This is a genomic window from Streptomyces sp. NBC_00358, from assembly GCF_036099295.1.
In the GTDB taxonomy this organism is placed as follows: Bacteria; Actinomycetota; Actinomycetes; order Streptomycetales; family Streptomycetaceae; genus Streptomyces.
The window spans coordinates 2,462,869-2,480,174 of sequence record NZ_CP107976.1; the positions used below are offsets into that span (position 1 = coordinate 2,462,869).

The 17,306-nt window shown below is 71.0% G+C and carries 18 protein-coding genes; 14 read left to right on the forward strand and 4 right to left on the reverse strand.

Translation table 11 applies throughout. From position 1 onward, the window contains the following. Positions 1-118: 118 nt before the first annotated feature. The 11 genes from OHT01_RS10150 to OHT01_RS10200 all read left to right on the forward strand — a co-directional run bounded on the left by OHT01_RS10150 (position 119) and on the right by OHT01_RS10200 (position 9,617). Positions 119-202, forward strand: coding sequence for a putative leader peptide (locus OHT01_RS10150; RefSeq protein ID WP_309486338.1), 84 nt, complete (start codon positions 119-121; stop codon positions 200-202). 135 nt (positions 203-337) lie between these two features. Continuing rightward, positions 338-2,032, forward strand: a complete 1,695-nt coding sequence (locus tag OHT01_RS10155; protein ID WP_328552808.1) for a nitrite/sulfite reductase — start codon at positions 338-340, stop codon at positions 2,030-2,032. After that, positions 2,029-2,208, forward strand: coding sequence for a hypothetical protein (locus OHT01_RS10160; RefSeq protein WP_328552809.1), 180 nt, complete (start codon positions 2,029-2,031; stop codon positions 2,206-2,208). Before OHT01_RS10155 ends, OHT01_RS10160 begins: the two co-directional genes overlap by 4 nt. Continuing rightward, a complete protein-coding gene (locus tag OHT01_RS10165; protein WP_328552810.1) occupies positions 2,205-2,915 on the forward strand; it encodes a phosphoadenylyl-sulfate reductase in 711 nt (236 codons plus the stop codon). Before OHT01_RS10160 ends, OHT01_RS10165 begins: the two co-directional genes overlap by 4 nt. Before the next feature lie 56 nt (positions 2,916-2,971). Then, entirely contained in the window at positions 2,972-3,508 is a 537-nt protein-coding gene (gene cysC, locus OHT01_RS10170; protein ID WP_328552811.1) for an adenylyl-sulfate kinase, read from the forward strand. After that, entirely contained in the window at positions 3,505-4,443 is a 939-nt protein-coding gene (cysD, locus tag OHT01_RS10175; protein WP_328552812.1) for a sulfate adenylyltransferase subunit CysD, read from the forward strand. The genes cysC and cysD overlap by 4 nt, the downstream gene beginning before the upstream one ends. Before the next feature lie 2 nt (positions 4,444-4,445). Further along, positions 4,446-5,801, forward strand: a complete 1,356-nt coding sequence (locus OHT01_RS10180; protein ID WP_328552813.1) for a sulfate adenylyltransferase subunit 1 — start codon at positions 4,446-4,448, stop codon at positions 5,799-5,801. Positions 5,802-6,027: 226 nt separating this feature from the next. Further along, positions 6,028-7,146 (forward strand): aliphatic sulfonate ABC transporter substrate-binding protein, encoded by a 1,119-nt coding sequence (locus OHT01_RS10185; RefSeq protein ID WP_328552814.1) that lies wholly within the window; start codon positions 6,028-6,030, stop codon positions 7,144-7,146. A 36-nt stretch (positions 7,147-7,182) separates the two neighbouring features. Then, the gene (locus OHT01_RS10190) at positions 7,183-7,971 is read left to right on the forward strand and encodes an ABC transporter ATP-binding protein (RefSeq protein WP_328552815.1); all 789 of its coding nucleotides are present in this window, start codon (positions 7,183-7,185) and stop codon (positions 7,969-7,971) included. Then, positions 7,958-8,863 (forward strand): ABC transporter permease, encoded by a 906-nt coding sequence (locus tag OHT01_RS10195; RefSeq protein ID WP_328552816.1) that lies wholly within the window; start codon positions 7,958-7,960, stop codon positions 8,861-8,863. Before OHT01_RS10190 ends, OHT01_RS10195 begins: the two co-directional genes overlap by 14 nt. A gap of 7 nt (positions 8,864-8,870) precedes the next feature. Then, positions 8,871-9,617, forward strand: a complete 747-nt coding sequence (locus tag OHT01_RS10200; protein WP_328552817.1) for a sirohydrochlorin chelatase — start codon at positions 8,871-8,873, stop codon at positions 9,615-9,617. Positions 9,618-9,638: 21 nt separating this feature from the next. Here the strand turns inward: OHT01_RS10200 and OHT01_RS10205 are convergent, their stop codons facing one another. From OHT01_RS10205 to OHT01_RS10220, 4 genes are all read right to left on the reverse strand, one after another. After that, positions 9,639-10,256, reverse strand: a complete 618-nt coding sequence (locus OHT01_RS10205) for a mycothiol-dependent nitroreductase Rv2466c family protein (protein ID WP_328552818.1) — start codon at positions 10,254-10,256, stop codon at positions 9,639-9,641. A 191-nt stretch (positions 10,257-10,447) separates the two neighbouring features. Continuing rightward, positions 10,448-11,461, reverse strand: a complete 1,014-nt coding sequence (locus OHT01_RS10210; protein WP_328552819.1) for a ketopantoate reductase family protein — start codon at positions 11,459-11,461, stop codon at positions 10,448-10,450. Positions 11,462-11,479: 18 nt separating this feature from the next. After that, positions 11,480-11,851, reverse strand: a complete 372-nt coding sequence (locus OHT01_RS10215) for a nuclear transport factor 2 family protein (protein WP_328552820.1) — start codon at positions 11,849-11,851, stop codon at positions 11,480-11,482. Further along, positions 11,844-12,392 carry a DUF1697 domain-containing protein gene (locus OHT01_RS10220; RefSeq protein WP_328552821.1) on the reverse strand — a complete coding sequence of 183 codons (549 nt, stop codon included), beginning with the start codon at positions 12,390-12,392 and terminating at the stop codon, positions 11,844-11,846. The genes OHT01_RS10215 and OHT01_RS10220 overlap by 8 nt, the downstream gene beginning before the upstream one ends. A gap of 304 nt (positions 12,393-12,696) precedes the next feature. Between OHT01_RS10220 and OHT01_RS10225 the strand changes: the two genes are divergently transcribed. The 3 genes from OHT01_RS10225 to OHT01_RS10235 all read left to right on the forward strand — a co-directional run bounded on the left by OHT01_RS10225 (position 12,697) and on the right by OHT01_RS10235 (position 17,152). Further along, positions 12,697-14,970, forward strand: coding sequence for an MMPL family transporter (locus OHT01_RS10225; RefSeq protein ID WP_328552822.1), 2,274 nt, complete (start codon positions 12,697-12,699; stop codon positions 14,968-14,970). A gap of 322 nt (positions 14,971-15,292) precedes the next feature. Further along, on the forward strand, positions 15,293-16,081 hold the full coding sequence (locus OHT01_RS10230; RefSeq protein WP_328552823.1) for an MBL fold metallo-hydrolase: 789 nt from the start codon (positions 15,293-15,295) through the stop codon (positions 16,079-16,081). A gap of 207 nt (positions 16,082-16,288) precedes the next feature. Then, on the forward strand, positions 16,289-17,152 hold the full coding sequence (locus tag OHT01_RS10235) for a phosphotransferase enzyme family protein (protein WP_328552824.1): 864 nt from the start codon (positions 16,289-16,291) through the stop codon (positions 17,150-17,152). Positions 17,153-17,306 lie beyond the last annotated feature (154 nt).

The window sequence follows — 17,306 nt, forward strand, 5'->3', positions numbered from 1 at the left end:
CACCGCGGGAGGCCCGGTCGTGTGATCGACAACACCCTCGTCCCACCATTCGGGACAAGGGTGTCCACATGATGGATGACGGTGGACTGCCCGGAGATCCCCGTGACACGCTTCCGTCATGTCTGGAACTGGAATTGCCTTGGTGAGTCGGCGGCACGTCGACCTCGGCCGCATGTCCAGCGCCATCTGTCCGGCAAGCTGACCAGTCCAGCAGCGCCGAGTCTCTCCCTTTTCAAGAACCTTGCGCAGTGCTGCGCCCATTTTCCCGTATGCACCCGTTTGCGCAGGTCAGAGCCGTAGTCAGACCTGTCCCGCAGTCTCGAAGGACGTAACAGCCATGGCCGCCACCCCCGAGAATCCTGCTGCCGCGCCCCGCCGCAAGGTGAGCCGTCACCGCGGCGAGGGTCAGTGGGCCGTAGGTCACTTCACTCCGCTCAACGGCAACGAGCAGTTCAAGAAGGACGACGACGGTCTCAATGTGCGGACACGCATTGAGACGGTGTACTCCAAGCGGGGCTTCGACTCGATCGACCCCAACGACCTGCGCGGCCGGATGCGTTGGTGGGGCCTCTACACCCAGCGCAAGCCCGGGATCGACGGCGGCAAGACCGCGATCCTGGAGCCGGAGGAGCTGGACGACAAGTTCTTCATGCTGCGCGTCCGGATCGACGGCGGCCGGCTGACCACCGAGCAGTTGCGGGTCATCGGCGAGATCTCGCAGGAGTTCGCGCGCGGCACCGCCGACCTCACCGACCGCCAGAACGTCCAGTACCACTGGATCCGCATCGAGGACGTCCCGGAGATCTGGGACCGCCTGGAGGCCGTGGGCCTGTCGACGACCGAGGCCTGCGGTGACACCCCCCGCGTCATCCTCGGCTCGCCCGTCGCCGGTATCGCCGAGGACGAGATCATCGACGGCACCCCGGCCATCGAGGAGATCCACCGCCGGGTCGTCGGCAACAAGGACTTCTCGAACCTGCCCCGCAAGTTCAAGACCGCGATCTCCGGCTCGCCGCTGCTGGACGTGGCGCACGAGATCAACGACGTCGCCTTCGTCGGTGTGAACCACCCGGAGCACGGCCCCGGTTTCGACCTCTGGGTCGGCGGCGGCCTCTCCACCAACCCCAAGATCGGCCAGCGTCTCGGCGCCTGGGTCCCGCTCGACGAGGTCGCGGACGTCCACATCGGCGTCCTCTCGATCTTCCGTGACTACGGCTACCGGCGGCTGCGCACCCGCGCCCGTCTGAAGTTCCTGGTCGCCGACTGGGGCGTGGAGAAGTTCCGCCAGGTCCTGGAGGACGAGTACCTGCAGCGCAAGCTGGTCGACGGCCCCGCCCCCGACCAGCCGGTCGCCCGCTGGCGCGACCACGTCGGCGTGCACCGGCAGCAGGACGGCCGGTACTACGTCGGCTTCGCCCCGCGCGTCGGCCGCATCGACGGCGCCACCCTGACGAAGATCGCCGAGTTGGCCGAGGCGCACGGCTCGGGCCGGCTGCGCACCACCGTCGAGCAGAAGATGATCGTGCTCGACGTGGAGGAGGCGCAGATCGACTCGCTCGTCGAGGGCCTGGAGGCGCTCGACCTGACCGCCAAGCCGTCCACCTTCCGGCGCGGCACGATGGCCTGCACCGGCATCGAGTACTGCAAGCTCGCGATCGTCGAGACCAAGGCGCGCGGTGCCTCCCTGATCGACGAACTCGAGCGCCGCATCCCCGAGTTCGAAGAGCCCCTCACCATCAACATCAACGGCTGCCCGAACGCCTGCGCCCGTATCCAGGTCGCGGACATCGGTCTCAAGGGCCAGTTGGTCCTCGACGCCGACGGCGAGCAGGTCGAGGGATACCAGGTGCACCTGGGCGGCGCGCTCGGCCTGGAGGCCGGATTCGGCCGCAAGGTCCGCGGCCTGAAGGTCACTTCGGACGAGCTGCCCGACTACATCGAGCGTGTCCTCAAGCGTTTCCAGGCGGAGCGCGAGGACGGCGAGCGCTTCGCCACCTGGGCCGCGCGCGCCTCCGAGGAGGCACTGTCGTGAGCGAGCGTGCCGCGCCGTTCTACTGCCCCTACTGCGGGGACGAGGATCTGCGACCCAGCGAAGAGGGCCACGGCGCGTGGGAATGCGCGGCGTGCAACCGGGCCTTCCAGCTGAAGTTCCTCGGGCTGCTGTCCCGGGGCGTTCGGCAGGAAGACCGTGGAGGGGCGGAGATATGACGGCCATTCAGGAAGAGCGTACGGGCGAGGACTTGAAGAGCCTGGCCGAGCGGGCGGGGCGCGACCTGGAGGACGCGTCCGCGCTGGAGGTCCTCCGGTGGGCGGTGGACACGTTCGGCGAGAAGTTCTGCGTGACCTCGTCCATGGAGGACGCGGTCGTCGCGCATCTCGCCTCGCGCGCCAAGCCCGGGGTGGACGTGGTGTTCCTGGACACGGGCTACCACTTCCCGGAGACGATCGGTACCCGTGACGCGGTCGAGGCGGTGATGGACGTCAACGTCATCACGCTGACCCCGCGTCGGACCGTGGCCGAGCAGGACGCGGAGCACGGGCCGAGGCTGCACGACCGTGACCCGGACCTGTGCTGCGCCCTGCGCAAGGTCAAGCCGTTGGAAGAGGGCCTGACCGCGTACGACGCGTGGGCGACCGGGCTGCGTCGCGACGAGTCCGAGACCCGGGCGAACACCCCGGTCGTGGGCTGGGACGAGAAGCGGCGGAAGGTCAAGGTCTCGCCGATCGCCCGCTGGACGCAGGACGACGTGGACGCGTATGTCGCCGAACACGGCGTGCTGACCAACCCGTTGCTGACGGACGGTTACGCGTCCGTCGGCTGCGCGCCCTGCACCCGCCGGGTGCTGGAGGGCGAGGACGCGCGCGCCGGCCGCTGGGCGGGCCGGGCGAAGACCGAGTGCGGGCTGCACGGATGACGGACACGACGACGGCCGCGCCCGCCGCGGACCCCACGATTTCCCAGGAGCGGCAAGTGACGAGCGGAGCCACCGTCTGGCTCACGGGTCTGCCCAGTGCGGGCAAGACCACCATCGCCTACGAACTGGCGGGCCGGCTGCGCGAGGAGGGCCACCGGGTGGAGGTCCTGGACGGCGACGAGATCCGCGAGTTCCTCTCGGCGGGCCTCGGCTTCAGCCGCGAGGACCGGCACACCAACGTGCAGCGGATCGGTTTCCTCGCCGAACTGCTCGCCCGTAACGGCGTGAAGGCGCTCGTCCCGGTGATCGCTCCGTACGCGGACAGCCGCGAGGCGGTGCGCGGGCGCCACGAGCAGAACGGCACGACGTATCTGGAGGTGCACGTGGCGACCCCGGTCGAGGTGTGCTCCGTACGCGATGTGAAGGGGCTGTACGCCAAGCAGGCCGCGGGCGAGATCTCGGGGCTGACCGGCGTCGACGACCCCTACGAGGCACCCGAGTCGCCCGACCTGCGCATCGAGTCGCACACCCAGACCGTGCAGGAGTCCGCTGCCGCGCTGCACGCGCTGCTCACCGAGAGGGGTCTCTCATGACCACCGTCGCCAGTGTCTCCGAGGAGACGGAGAGCAGCCCGTACGCGCTGTCGCACCTGGACGCGCTGGAGTCCGAGGCCGTGCACATCTTCCGTGAGGTGGCGGGTGAGTTCGAGCGGCCGGTGATCCTGTTCTCCGGTGGCAAGGACTCGATCGTGATGCTGCACCTCGCGCTGAAGGCGTTCGCGCCGGCCGCGGTGCCCTTCACGCTGCTGCACGTGGACACCGGGCACAACTTCCCCGAGGTCCTCGAATACCGCGACCGGACGGTGGAGCGGCACGGCCTGCGGCTGCACGTGGCCTCGGTGCAGGACTACATCGACCGCGGTGTGCTGCGCGAGCGCCCGGACGGGACGCGCAACCCGCTGCAGACGCTGCCGCTGACCGAGAGGATCCAGTCCGAGCGCTTCGACGCCGTGTTCGGCGGCGGCCGCCGTGACGAGGAGAAGGCCCGCGCCAAGGAGCGGGTGTTCTCGCTGCGGGACGAGTTCTCGCAGTGGGACCCGCGCCGCCAGCGCCCCGAGCTGTGGCAGCTCTACAACGGCCGTCACGCGCCCGGCGAGCACGTGCGGGTGTTCCCGCTGTCCAACTGGACCGAGCTGGACGTGTGGCAGTACATCGCCCGCGAGGGCGTCGAACTTCCCGACATCTACTTCGCGCACGAGCGTGAGGTGTTCCAGCGGTCGAACATGTGGCTGACCGCCGGTGAGTGGGGCGGCCCGAAGGACGGCGAGACGGTCGAGAAGCGGCTCGTCCGCTACCGGACCGTGGGTGACATGTCCTGCACCGGCGCCGTCGACTCCGAGGCGACCACGCTGGACGCCGTCATCACCGAGATCGCCGCCTCCCGGCTCACCGAGCGCGGTGCCACCCGCGCCGACGACAAGATGTCCGAGGCCGCGATGGAAGACCGCAAGCGCGAGGGGTACTTCTAGACATGACCAGCACCACCGAACCCACCGAGCCCCTGTCGGTCGACCAGCTCTCGGCGACGACCCTGCTGCGCTTCGCGACCGCGGGTTCCGTCGACGACGGCAAGTCCACGCTCGTCGGACGCCTCCTGCACGACTCCAAGTCGATCCTCACGGACCAGTTGGAGGCCGTCGAGCGCGCCTCGGCCAGCCGCGGCCAGGACACCCCCGACCTCGCTCTGCTCACCGACGGCCTGCGAGCCGAACGCGAGCAGGGCATCACCATCGACGTCGCCTACCGCTACTTCGCCACCGCGCGCCGCCGGTTCATCCTCGCCGACACCCCCGGCCACGTTCAGTACACCCGGAACATGGTCACCGGCGCCTCCACCGCCGACCTCGCCGTGGTGCTCGTCGACGCCCGCAACGGTGTCATCGAGCAGACCCGCCGGCACGCCGCCGTGGCCGCGCTGCTGCGCGTCCCGCACGTCGTCCTCGCCGTCAACAAGATGGACCTCGTCGAGTACAAGGAGTCCGTCTTCGCGGCGATCGCCGAGGAGTTCACGGCGTACGCCTCCGAGCTGGGCGTCCCCGAGATCACCGCCATCCCGATCTCCGCGCTCGCCGGCGACAACGTGGTGGACCCCTCCGCGAACATGGACTGGTACGGCGGCCCGACCGTCCTGGAGCACCTGGAGACCGTGCCGGTCAGCCACGACCTGGCGCACTGCCACGCCCGGCTGCCCGTGCAGTACGTGATCCGCCCGCAGACCGCCGAACACCCGGACTACCGGGGCTACGCCGGCCAGATCGCGGCCGGAACGTTCCGCGTCGGCGACAGCGTCACCGTGCTGCCGTCCGGGCGCACCACGAAGGTCGCCGGGATCGACCTGCTGGGCAAGCCCGTCAACATCGCGTGGACCCCGCAGTCGGTGACCCTGCTGCTGGAGGACGACCTCGACGTCTCACGCGGCGATCTGCTCGTGCCGAGCAAGGACGCGCCGCCGACCACGCAGGACGTCGAGGCGACCGTCTGCCACGTGGCCGACGAGCCGCTGACCGTCGGCCACCGGGTGCTGCTCAAGCACGGCACCCGCACGGTCAAGGCGATCGTCAAGGACATCCCGTCCCGGCTGACCCTGGACGACCTCTCGATGCACCCGCACCCGGGCCGGCTGGTCGCCAACGACATCGGCCGGGTCAAGATCCGCACCGCCGAGCCGCTCCCGCTCGACGCGTACGCCGACTCCCGGCGCACCGGCGCGTTCATCCTGATCGACCCGGCCGACGGCACCACGCTGACCGCGGGCATGGTCGGCGAGTCCTTCGCCGCGCCGCAGCCGGTCAAGGACGAGTCCGACGACGACGGCTGGGACTTCTGACATGACTCCCGTCGACTTCTACTCCACGTTCGCGAAGGAGGGCGGCCGCGTCGGCAGCGGCGCCCTCGGCAGCGGGCAGGGCGGAGTCGCGCGATGTGCGCGATGACGTACGCGCACTGCCTGCGCGCCCCGTCCCCCCACAGCCTGAGCGTCCGAAGACCTGCCGACTTCCCGGCCACGACCTGAGAAAGGCGTGACCGCCGGGCCACCGAGAGGAAACCCTCCCGTGCCTGCCATCCGCTCCACGCGCTCCAAGCTGCTGACCCGCGGCATAGCCCTCGCCACCGCTCTCCCGCTGCTCACTCTCGCCGCCTGCAGCTACGGCTCGGACGCGAAGGACGACACGAAGGCGAAGGTCGCCGCCGGGTCGAAGAAGATCGACGGACTCGACTCCGTGAAGATCGGCTACTTCGGCAACCTGACGCACGCCACCGCGCTGGTCGGCAACCAGAAGGGCTTCTTCCAGAAGGATCTCGGCGCCACGGCCGCGAAGTACCAGATCTTCAACGCGGGCCCCTCCGAGATCGAGGCGCTCAACTCGGGCTCCATCGACATCGGCTGGATCGGCCCCTCGCCCTCGATCAACGGCTTCACGAAGTCCGAGGGCAAGAACCTTCGCATCATCGGCGGTTCGGCCTCGGGCGGCGTCAAGCTCGTGGTGAACCCCAAGAAGATCAAGTCCCTGAAGGACGTCAAGGGCAAGAAGATCGCGACGCCGCAGCTCGGCAACACGCAGGACGTCGCGTTCCTCAACTGGGCCGCGGAGCAGGGCTACAAGGTCGACCCGCAGAGCGGCAAGGGCGATGTCTCGGTCGTCCGGACCGACAACAAGATCACTCCGGACGCCTACAAGTCCGGCTCCATCGACGGCGCCTGGGTGCCGGAGCCGACCGCGTCGAAGCTGGTCGCCGAGGGCGGCAAGGTACTGCTCGACGAGTCGGACCTGTGGCCCGACAAGAAGTTCGTCATCACGAACATCATCGTGTCGCAGAAGTTCCTCAAGGAGCACCCGAAGGTCGTCGAGGCGGTCCTGAAGGGCTCCGTCGAGACCAACAAGTGGATCAACGCCAACCCGGACGAGGCGAAGGCCTCGGCGAACAAGCAGCTGGAGGCCGACTCCGGCAAGGCGCTGCCAGCGAACGTCCTCGACCCGGCCTGGAAGTCCATCCAGATCACCGACGACCCGCTGGCCTCCACCCTGCACACCGAGGCGGACCACGCGGTGAAGGCCGGTCTCCTGGACAAGCCGATCCTGACCGGCATCTATGACCTCACGCTCCTGAACAAGGTCCTGAAGGCCGCGGGCGAGAGCCCGGTCGACGACGCCGGTCTCGGCGTCAAGTAAGCCCGGATCCCGATGAGTTCCCAGGAGGTGACGACCATGGCCACGACGCTCGCCAAGGCCGCCGACGGCGCCGGCACGACGGAGTACGCCACTCGCATCGAGCACGTCTCGAAGTCCTTCGCCGGACCGACGGGTCCCCAGCTCGTCCTCGACGACATCACCCTCGATGTCGCGCCGGGCGAGTTCGTCACCCTCCTGGGGGCCTCGGGGTGCGGCAAGTCCACACTACTGAACCTGGTGGCGGGGCTCGACAAGCCCTCCGCCGGCTCCATCACGACCAACGGGCGCCCCGCTCTGATGTTCCAGGAGCACGCCCTCTTCCCGTGGCTGACCGCGGGCAAGAACATCGAACTCGCCTTGAAACTCAGGGGGGTTCCGAAGGCCGAGCGGCGCGGCAAGGCCGAGGAACTGCTCGAACTCGTCCGGCTGAAGGGCGCGTACGGCAAGCGGGTGCACGAGCTGTCCGGCGGTATGCGCCAGCGCGTGGCGCTCGCGCGGGCCCTCGCCCAGGACAGCCAGATCCTGCTGATGGACGAGCCGTTCGCGGCGCTGGACGCGATCACCCGGGACGTGCTGCACGACGAGCTCACCCGGATCTGGCGCGAGACGGGCCTGTCGGTCCTCTTCGTCACGCACAACGTCCGTGAGGCCGTGCGGCTCGCACAGCGCGTGGTCCTGCTGTCCTCCCGACCGGGCCGCGTCGCCCGCGAGTGGACCGTGGACATTCCGCAGCCGCGCCGCATCGAGGACGCCCCCGTGGCGGAACTGTCCATCGAGATCACCGAACAACTGCGTGGGGAGATCCGCCGCCATGGCCAGCACTGAGACGACGTCCGACGCCGCCGCCGTCAAGCACAACGACGGGCTGGGCGGACTGGAGGCGGGCCTCGACGCGCTGGAGACCTCCGTCGCCCGCCGCAACTCCTTCGGCACCACGTTCCGGCAGAAGATCCTGCCGCCGCTCGTCGCGTTCGTGGTGGTCCTGGCGGCCTGGCAGGCACTGATCACGTTCAAGATCGTCGACGACCCGGCCAAGCTGCCCTCGCCGTCCGACGTCTGGGCCGAGGTCAAGGACGCCTGGCTCCAGGGCACCCTGCTCGACTACATCTGGACCAGCGTCTCGCGCGGTCTGCTCGGCTTCCTGTTCGCCCTGGTGATCGGGACCCCGCTGGGCCTGCTGGTGGCCCGGGTCAAGTTCGTGCGGGCCGCGATCGGCCCGATCCTGTCAGGCTTGCAGTCCCTGCCGTCGGTGGCGTGGGTGCCGCCGGCCGTGATCTGGCTGGGTCTGAACAACTCGATGATGTACGCGGTGATCCTGCTCGGCGCGGTCCCCTCGATCGCCAACGGGCTGGTGTCGGGCGTGGACCAGGTGCCGCCGCTGTTCCTGCGGGCGGGCCGCACGATGGGCGCGACGGGCCTGCGCGGGACCTGGCACATCGTGATGCCGGCCGCGCTGCCCGGCTATCTGGCCGGTCTGAAGCAGGGCTGGGCGTTCTCCTGGCGCTCCCTGATGGCCGCGGAGATCATCGCCTCCTCCCCCGACCTCGGCGTGGGCCTCGGCCAGTTGCTGGAGAACGGCCGCAACGCCAGCTCCATGCCGATGGTCTTCCTCGCCATCTTCCTCATCCTGTTCGTCGGCATCGCCATCGATCTGATCGTCTTCAGCCCGGTGGAGCGGTGGGTGCTGCGCAGCCGCGGACTCCTGGTGAAGGGCTGACCCCGTCATGAACAGGCCGGAGCGTCCCGTCCTCGTCGTCATCGCCCACGGCAGCCGCGACCCGCGGCACGCCGCGACGGTGCACGCCCTGGTACGGCGGGTGCGTGCCCAGCGCCCCGGCCTGCGCGTGGAGACCGGATTCCTGGACTTCAACATCCCTTCCGTGCAGGGGGTGCTGAACTCCCTGGCCGCCGAGGGCGTCCGCGACGCGGTGGCGCTGCCGCTGCTGCTGACCCGCGCCTTCCACGCCAAGTCGGACATCCCGGCGGTGCTGCGCCAGGCGCCGTCGCGGCTGCGCGTCCGGCAGGCGGAGGTGCTCGGCCCGTCCCCGCTGCTGACGGCCGCGCTCGAACGCCGGCTGTACGAGGCGGGGCTGACGCCCGCCGACAAGTCCTCGACCGGGGTCGTACTGGCCTCGGCGGGGTCCACAGACCCGGAGGCGATCGCGGTGATCGCAGAAATCGCGCGGGAGTGGCGGCACACCGGTTGGTGCGCCGTGCGGCCCGCGTTCGCCTCCGCATCCCTCCCGCGCACCGAGGACGCGGTCCGCGAGCTGCGCGCCCTCGGCTGCGAGCGCGTCGCCGTCGCGCCGTACGTGCTGGCCCCCGGCTTCCTGCCGGACCGGATCGCCCGGGGTGCGGCCGGGGCGGACGTCCTCGCCGATGTCCTCGGTCCCGCGCCGGAGGTCGCGCGGGTCCTGCTGGAGCGCTACGACGAGGCACGGATGCCGTCCTTGGCCGCGCTCGGCGCCTGACCCCTGGTTCACCGGGCGGGATCAGTCGAAGGAGAGCCCGCCCGTGCGGGTCCGCTTGAGCTCGAAGAAGTCGGGGTGGGCGGCGAGGACGCGGAAGCTGTCGAAGAGTTCGGCGGCCTTCTCGCCACGCGGGATCGCCCGCAGCACCGGTCCGAACCACACCGTTCCGTCGACATGGATGGTGGGAGTCCCTACATAGGCTTCGGAGTCCGGTTCGGTGCCGGCGTCGTGGCTGCGGCGCACCGCCTCGTCGTACGAGGAGTCGTGGGCCGCGTCCGCCAGTGCGGCCGGGAGTCCGAGCTCGGCGAGCGACTCGGCGACCACCGCGTCGAAGTCCTGGGCCGCGCGCTGGTGGATGCGGGTGCCGAACGCGGTGTAGAGCTCGCGCAGCACCTTCTCGCCGTGCTGCTCGGCCGCGGCCACCGCGACTCGTACCGGGCCGATGGACTTGTCCACCAACTCCCGGTACCACTCCGGCAGTTCATTGCCGACGTTGTGCAGGTAGAGGCTCATGGCGTGGAAGCGGAGGTCGAGCGGGCGCTTGCGCTCGACCTCCAGGATCCAGCGCGAGGTGATCCAGGCGAACGGGCAGGCGGGGTCGAACCAGAAGTCGACCCGGGTCGGTGAGGTGGTCGTCATACGGTCGAGACTAGTCACGCGGTGGCGCAGAATCCCGGCCCAATTCCGTGCGGGAATCTTGGGCCAATTCTTCCCGGGACCGGCCTCGGCGACCACCCCGGACCAGCGACCGCCGACCCCCGGCCGCGCGGCGCACGTTCTCGTACGCGCCGTTCACGGGTTCCACGCCAAGGACGCGGCGCCCGCGTCCCCTAAGCCGACGCGACAGCCTCGTCGGCGAGTCGTACGAGCTCCGCCACCGGCAGCGACCCGGCAGCCCGGCGTTCCCGCGCGAAGGTGTTCGCGAGCCGCTGGAGCAGGTCGTTGAGCGGGGTCGGTACGCCGTGCAGACGGCCCAGCAGGGCGATCTCGCCGTTCAGGTAGTCGGCCTCGATGGTGCCCGTGCCGCGCCGGAGGGACTGCCAGGAGGAACCGCCGCCGCGCTCGGAGCCGTCGAAGGGCTTGAAGGTGATCTTGTCGGCGCGGGCCCTGCTCTGCTCCTCCTCGCCCGCGTACGCGATTCCGGCCGCGTCGAGCACCGCGGCGCCCTCCGCCCGTACCCGCGCGAACAGCGCCAGGCCCTCCGCGTCGGTGAGGACCCCGCTGACCGCCTCGATCGCGTTGGCGAGGTTGCCGAGGAGCTTGGCGTACTGCCAGCGCGCCACGTCCGGCACGACCGGTGCCTCGAAGCGCGCCGTCTCCAGGTCGGCGGCGATCCGGCGGACCGTGTCGTCCGTGCCGTGCGGAACCCCGCCGAGGTGCAGGATTCCGGTGAGCGGGGTGCCGGCCGCGGCGACGACACCGGGTTCGACGAAGGTGGCGGGCAGCCAGACGCAGACGCCGTAGACCCTGCGGAAGCGGCGCAGCGCGAGGCGCCTGCTCTCGACGCCGTTCTGCGCGCAGACGACCGGCAGCCGCTCGGCGGCCGTTCCGCCGCCCGCGACCGGGCTCGCTCCCCAGTCGCGCAGGGCCGCTTCGCTGTCCTGGGTCTTCACGGTGAGCACGAGTACGTCGTCGGGGCGCAGTTCCCCGAGTTCCTCGGGTCCTCCGACCGCGGGGAGCCGGTGTGTGCGCGAGCCCTCGGGCGTCAGGAACCGCAGCCCGTCCGCGCGCAGCGCCGCGAGGTGCGCGCCCCGCGCGACGAGGACGACCTCGTGCCCGGCCTCGGCCAGCCGGCCTCCGACAGCTCCCCCGACCGCCCCTGCCCCGATGATGATGTAACGCATACGACCAGCCTCGCACGATCAGGCTTCGGCGGGGTCGAACACGGTGCCCTGGTGGAAGTACAGCAGCCACTCGGTGCCGGTGTGGCGCCACAGTGAACTCCGGTGCGCCCGGCGGCCGTTGTCATCGGTGTCGAATGTCAGATGGACGAGGTCGGGGGCGAGCTGGACGCCCTTCATGCGGGTGGTCGTGCCGCGGCCCCCGGCGCCGGTCTCCGCGGCCAGCGCCGCGACGGTCGAGGCCCGGTCCCGGATGCGGCCGGACGCGCCGAACTCGTAGAAGTCGGGGTGCAGCAGCGCGCCGACGAGGTCGGCCGAGCGGCGGACCGCCGGATCGAGCAGGCGCAGTTCGCCCTCGATGGCGGCCTCGACGGCGGCGTTGCGCTCAAGCACCGGTCAGCTCCTCCAGTTTCACGACCGTGTTCCAGTTCCGGGTGGTGGCGAGGACGCCCTTGACCACCCCGGGCTTCGCCAGGGCCACCGCCAGTTTGGAGCGCCCGAGACCGTCGGGTGCGTACAGGTAGAGGACGCGGTCGCCGAGGCGGAACTCCTCGGGGAGGAAGGACGCGGGTTCGACGGAGACGAAGCGTCCCTCGTCGACGGGCTCCGAGAAGTACGTGATGTGCATCTGTTTGGCCTCCAGTTCGGCGGCCGGGAACGGGCAGGCCTCCCGGACCGCCTTCAGGTAGCCGTGATCACGGACGAGCACGCCGACGCCGAACCCGAAGTGCTTCTCGATGGCCCCGGAGAGCTCCTCCGCGAGGGATTCCTCGTCGTCGCGGCCGCTGCTGAACACCGCGTTCCCGCTCTGGAGATACGTGCGGACGTCGCCGTACCCGAGGCCCTCCATCAAGGTGCGCAGCTCGGCCATCGGCACCTTCTTCGCGCCGCCCACATTGATGCCGCGCAACAGCGCCGCGTACGTCGTCGTCATCCGCACACCATAGGACGGCCGCCCCGCCCGGCGGGGTGGGCACGACGGCCGCGTTCCGCGAGGGCGGCGGTTCCCCGGCGGGCCGGACGCGCCGTGCCGGTCCCTGACCCGCGTCCCCGAGAAGTGCCGTTAGGTGTAAGGGGCTTCCGTCCTCCCCAGTGCGGAGGCCCCGGGGTCCGCGGGGAGGAGCCGGGGTGCCGGGGGCTCACCAGGCAGCACGACGAGACGCTCTTATCCGGCCCATACCTTCGATACAGAGGTGGCGGCAGGGGGCTGTCACCGTGCGCAAAGGGGCTGGCCCGTCATGGGGAACGGAGACACGCGGGTGCGGGGCATCGCCGCGCGAGCAGGCGGCTGGAGCGCCCGGCACCGATGGGCGGCCGTCGGGATCTGGGTGCTGTTCGTCGTCCTGGCGATGGGCCTCGGCTCCGCGGCGGGCCGCGTCGACGTCAAGGAGAGCGACCAGCTCAAGGGCGAGACACACACCGCAGCCAAGATCATCGAGGACGCCGGCATCAAGGAGCCGGCCAGCGAGACGGTCCTGGTCCAGGCGAAGGACGCGGGCCACAAGGCCACCGACGCCGACTTCAGGAGCGCGGTCGCCGCGGTCGTCGAGGCGGTCGGCGGCACCGGCAGGGTCACCGACGTGACCTCGCCGTACGACACCGGGACGATCTCGAAGGACGGCCGCAGCGCGCTGGTGCAGTTCGACATGCGCGGCGACTCCGAGACGGCGGGCGACCGTGTCGAGCCCGTGCTGAAGGCCGTCGAGGGGGTGCGGAAGGACCATGCCGGGCTGCGGATCGAGGAGATCGGCGGCGCCAGCATGAAGAAGCAGTACGACGACGCGTTCGGCGACGACTTCCAGAAGGCCGAACTCTCCGCCGTGCCCGTGGCGCTCGGCATCCTGCTGATCGCGTTCGGCGCGCTCGTGGCGGCGCTGCTTCCGGTGGCGCTCGCTGTCACCGCCATCATGGCGACGATGGGCCTGATGGGCGTCGTCAGCCATCTGATGCCGATGAGCGACACGGCCAACTCCGTGATGCTGCTGGTGGGTCTGGCCGTCGGAGTCGACTACTGCCTGTTCTACCTGCGGCGGGAGCGCGAGGAGCGCGAGGCGGGCCGCGACGCCGACACCGCCCTGCGGATCGCCGCCGCCACCAGTGGCCGCGCCATCATCGTCTCCGGTGTCACCGTGTGCGTGGCGATGGCGGGCATGCTCTTCACCGGGCTCGCCGAGTTCGAGGCGATGGGCCTGGCCTCGCTGATGGTCGTCGCCGTCGCCATGGTCGGCTCGGTCACCGTGCTGCCCGCGCTGCTGTCCCTGCTGGGTGAGCGCGTCGAGAAGGGCCGTATCCCGTTCCTGCACCGGGCCAAGCGGCGCGGCGCGAGCGGCGGGCGGGGCAACCGCCGACCGGCCGGCGAGGGCAGCCGGTTCTGGGGCGCCGTCCTGCGCGTGGTGCTCGCCAGGCCCGCGGTCTCCCTCGTCGTCGCGACCGGCGCGCTGCTCGCCATCGCCGCTCCGGCACTCGGCATGAAGACCCAGCAGCTCACGCTCGACAAGGAGTTCGGCAACTCGCTGGCGATCGTGGGCACCTACAACCGGGTCAACGACGCCTTCCCGGGCGGTTCCGAGCCGGCCGAGGTGGTCGTCAAGGCGCGCGACATCAACGCCCCCGAAGTGAAGGCCGCCCTCGCCGACTTCCGTACGGCGGCCGTCCGTTCGGGCGCCTCGCGCGGCCCGGTGGACATCAAGGTGCACGCCGAGCACAACGTCGCCTTCGTCTTCGTCCCGCTGGTCGGCGGCTCCGACCAGGGCAGGGCGGAGAAGAGTCTGGCGCTGCTGCGCGACACCGTACGTCCTCGGACGCTCGGCAAGGTCGAGGGCCTGCAGGCGCCGATCACCGGGCAGGTCGCTGGATCGCACGACTTCAACGACCAGTTGATCGGCTCGGTGACCCCGGTCTTCGCCTTCGTGGTCGTCTTCGCCTTCGTCCTGATGCTGCTGTCCTTCCGCTCGCTGACGATCGCGATCACCTCGATCGCGCTCAACCTCCTCTCGGTGGCGGCCGCCTACGGCATCCTGGTCGCGGTCTTCCAGCACGGCTGGGGCGCGTCCCTGGTGGGCGCGGCGGGCGTCGGCGCGATCGTCGCCTGGCTGCCGCTGTTCCTCTTCGTGATCCTCTTCGGGCTCTCGATGGACTACCACGTGTTCGTGGTCTCCCGGATCCGTGAGGCACGGCTGCGGGGTCTCAGCACCAAGGACGCGATCCGGCACGGGGTGGTCACCACGGCCGGTGTCGTCACCAGCGCGGCCGTCATCATGGTCGCCGTCTTCGCGATCTTCGGGACGCTCTCCATGCAGTCCATGAAGCAGATGGGTGTGGGCCTGGCGGCCGCGGTGCTCATCGACGCGACGATCATCCGGGGTGTGCTGCTCCCCGCGGTGATGGCACTGCTCGGCGAGCGCAACTGGTACCTGCCGAAGTGGCTGGACCGGATGCCCGACCTCACCCACGACGAGGCCCCCGGGGCCGTGGTGGCACCGGTGCCGCAGGGCGAGCGGGCCGGGGTGTAACCGGCCGCCCGGAGCGGCCACCGGGACGACCGCCCGGCCGGCCGGGACGACGGACCAGCCACCGGGACGACGGACCGGCCGGGACCGTCGGATGGGCCGGGACCGTCGACCCGGACCGTCGGCAGGCACGACCGCGCGGCTCCAGGGCCCGTCGGACCCCTCCTCCGGGAGGGGCCGACGGGCCCTTCGCGCAGGTGGCCGGGCATCTGGCCCCGGCGAGGCGACACGTCCTGTCCGCCCATGAGCACCTGCGGTCGCGGGGTACCCGCTGATCGGGTAGTACGGAGAGCGGGGCCCCTGCGCCATGAAGGGACGGCTCACCGTGCAGACGCGTCTCGACGAGATCGCCGACGGCATCTACCGGATCTCGACGCACATCCCCGAGATCGCCCCGCCGGCGGGCTTCACCTTCAACCAGTTCCTGGTGGCGGCGGAGGAGCCCCTGCTCTTCCACACCGGCATGCGCGCCCTGTTCCCGCCGGTCTCCGAGGCCATCGCGCGGGTGATGCCGGTGGACCGGCTGCGCTGGATCACCTTCGGACACGTCGAGGCCGACGAATGCGGCGCGGTGAACGAGTTCCTGGCCGTCGCCCAGCAGGCCGAGGTCGCGCACAACACCCTGGGCTGCCTGGTCACCCTCAACGACCTGGTGTCCCGGCCGCCGCGCCCGATGGGCGAGGGCGAGCGCCTCGACATCGGCGGCCACGAGGTGCGGCGGGTCGTGCGGAACATCAACACCCCGCACGTCCCCCACAACTGGGAGGCGCGGCTGCTGTTCGAGGAGCACACCCGCACCCTGTTCTGCGGCGATCTGTTCACCCACCTCGGGAACGGGCCCGCCGTCACCGCGGACGGTCTCGTCGAACTGTGCCTGGAGGCCGAGGAGTTGTTCCGGCAGATCTCGTGCCTGACCGCGATGACCGCCACCCTGCGCTCGCTCGCGGACCTGCGTCCGGCCACGCTCGCCGTGATGCACGGCTCCTCGTTCAACGGCGACTGCCCGCGCGCGCTGAACGACCTCGCGGACGCCCTCGACACCCACTTCGGCCCCGAGGACGCGTTCGTCTCCCGCCGGAGCGTGCTGGCGGGCCCGCATCCCGGGACGCGGTGACCCACGGCCTTACGGCCCGTGCCGAGCAAGGCCGGGCACGACCGGTCCGGCCGTCGGCACGGCACCGGCCGCCGAAGGCCTCGCGCACCCGGTCCCACCTGTGGGAATGCGACACTGATCGAACGGACGGCGTGCACCCGGAGCCGTCGTGGGCGCGGGCCGCGCGGGCGGTACGCCGGGGCAGGCCCTGGGACACGGAGGCGAGCGATGGACGAGGCACGGGCACGGGACGTACTGGCCGCGGCGAAGGTACTGCCGGGGCCGGTACGGGAGGCGTCGCTCCTCGCCCTCGGCGAGAACGCGGTGTTCGCCGCCGCCGGCCTGGTCGTCAAGGTGGGACGCGACGCCGAACTCCTCGACCGGGCGCGCCGGGAGCTGGACATCGCCGCCTGGCTCGCCGAGTCGGGGGTTCCCGCGGTGCGGGCCGCCGAGCCCGAACCGCTGCTGGTCGACGGACACCCCGTGACGGTGTGGCACCGGCTGCCCGATCCCGTGCGCCCCGCCGAGCCGCGCGATCTGGCCGGACTTCTGCGGATCGTGCACGCGCTGCCCTCCCCCTCCTTCGCCCTGCCGCCCCGCGAACTCCTCGGCGGCGTGGAGCGCTGGCTGCGTCTCGCGGGCGACGCGATCGACCTCGAGGACGCTGCGTATCTGCGGCAGCGGCGCGACGGCTTCGCCGCGGCCGCCGCCGCGCTCACCCCGCAGCTGCCGCCGGGCCCGATCCACGGCGACGCGCTGCCCCGCAACGTCCATGTCGGCCCGGACGGCCCGGTCCTGGTCGACCTGGAGACCTTCTCCGCCGATCTGCGCGAGCACGACCTGGTGGTCATGGCCCTGTCCCGCGACCGCTACGGGCTTCCCGCCGAGGCGTACGACGCGTTCACCGCTGCGTACGGCTGGGACGTGCGCGCGTGGGAGGGCTGCTCCGTCCTGCGGGGCGCCCGCGAGACCGCCAGCTGCGCCTGGGTCGCCCAGCACGCCCCCACGAACCCCAAGGCACTGACAGAGTTCGGACGCCGGGTGGCGTCGCTGCGCGACGGCGACGAGACGGTCCGCTGGTTCCCCTTCTGACCCGACTCCGGCCACCCGCCCCGGCATCGCCCGACGGCCCCGTCGCAACGTCCGGGCCCCACGCCGGCCGGACCCCGTGGCCGTGCCCGGTGGCGGGTGCGCGGACGGTGCTCGGCAGGCGTCCGTGGACGGCGCGCACGCACCACCCCGTCCG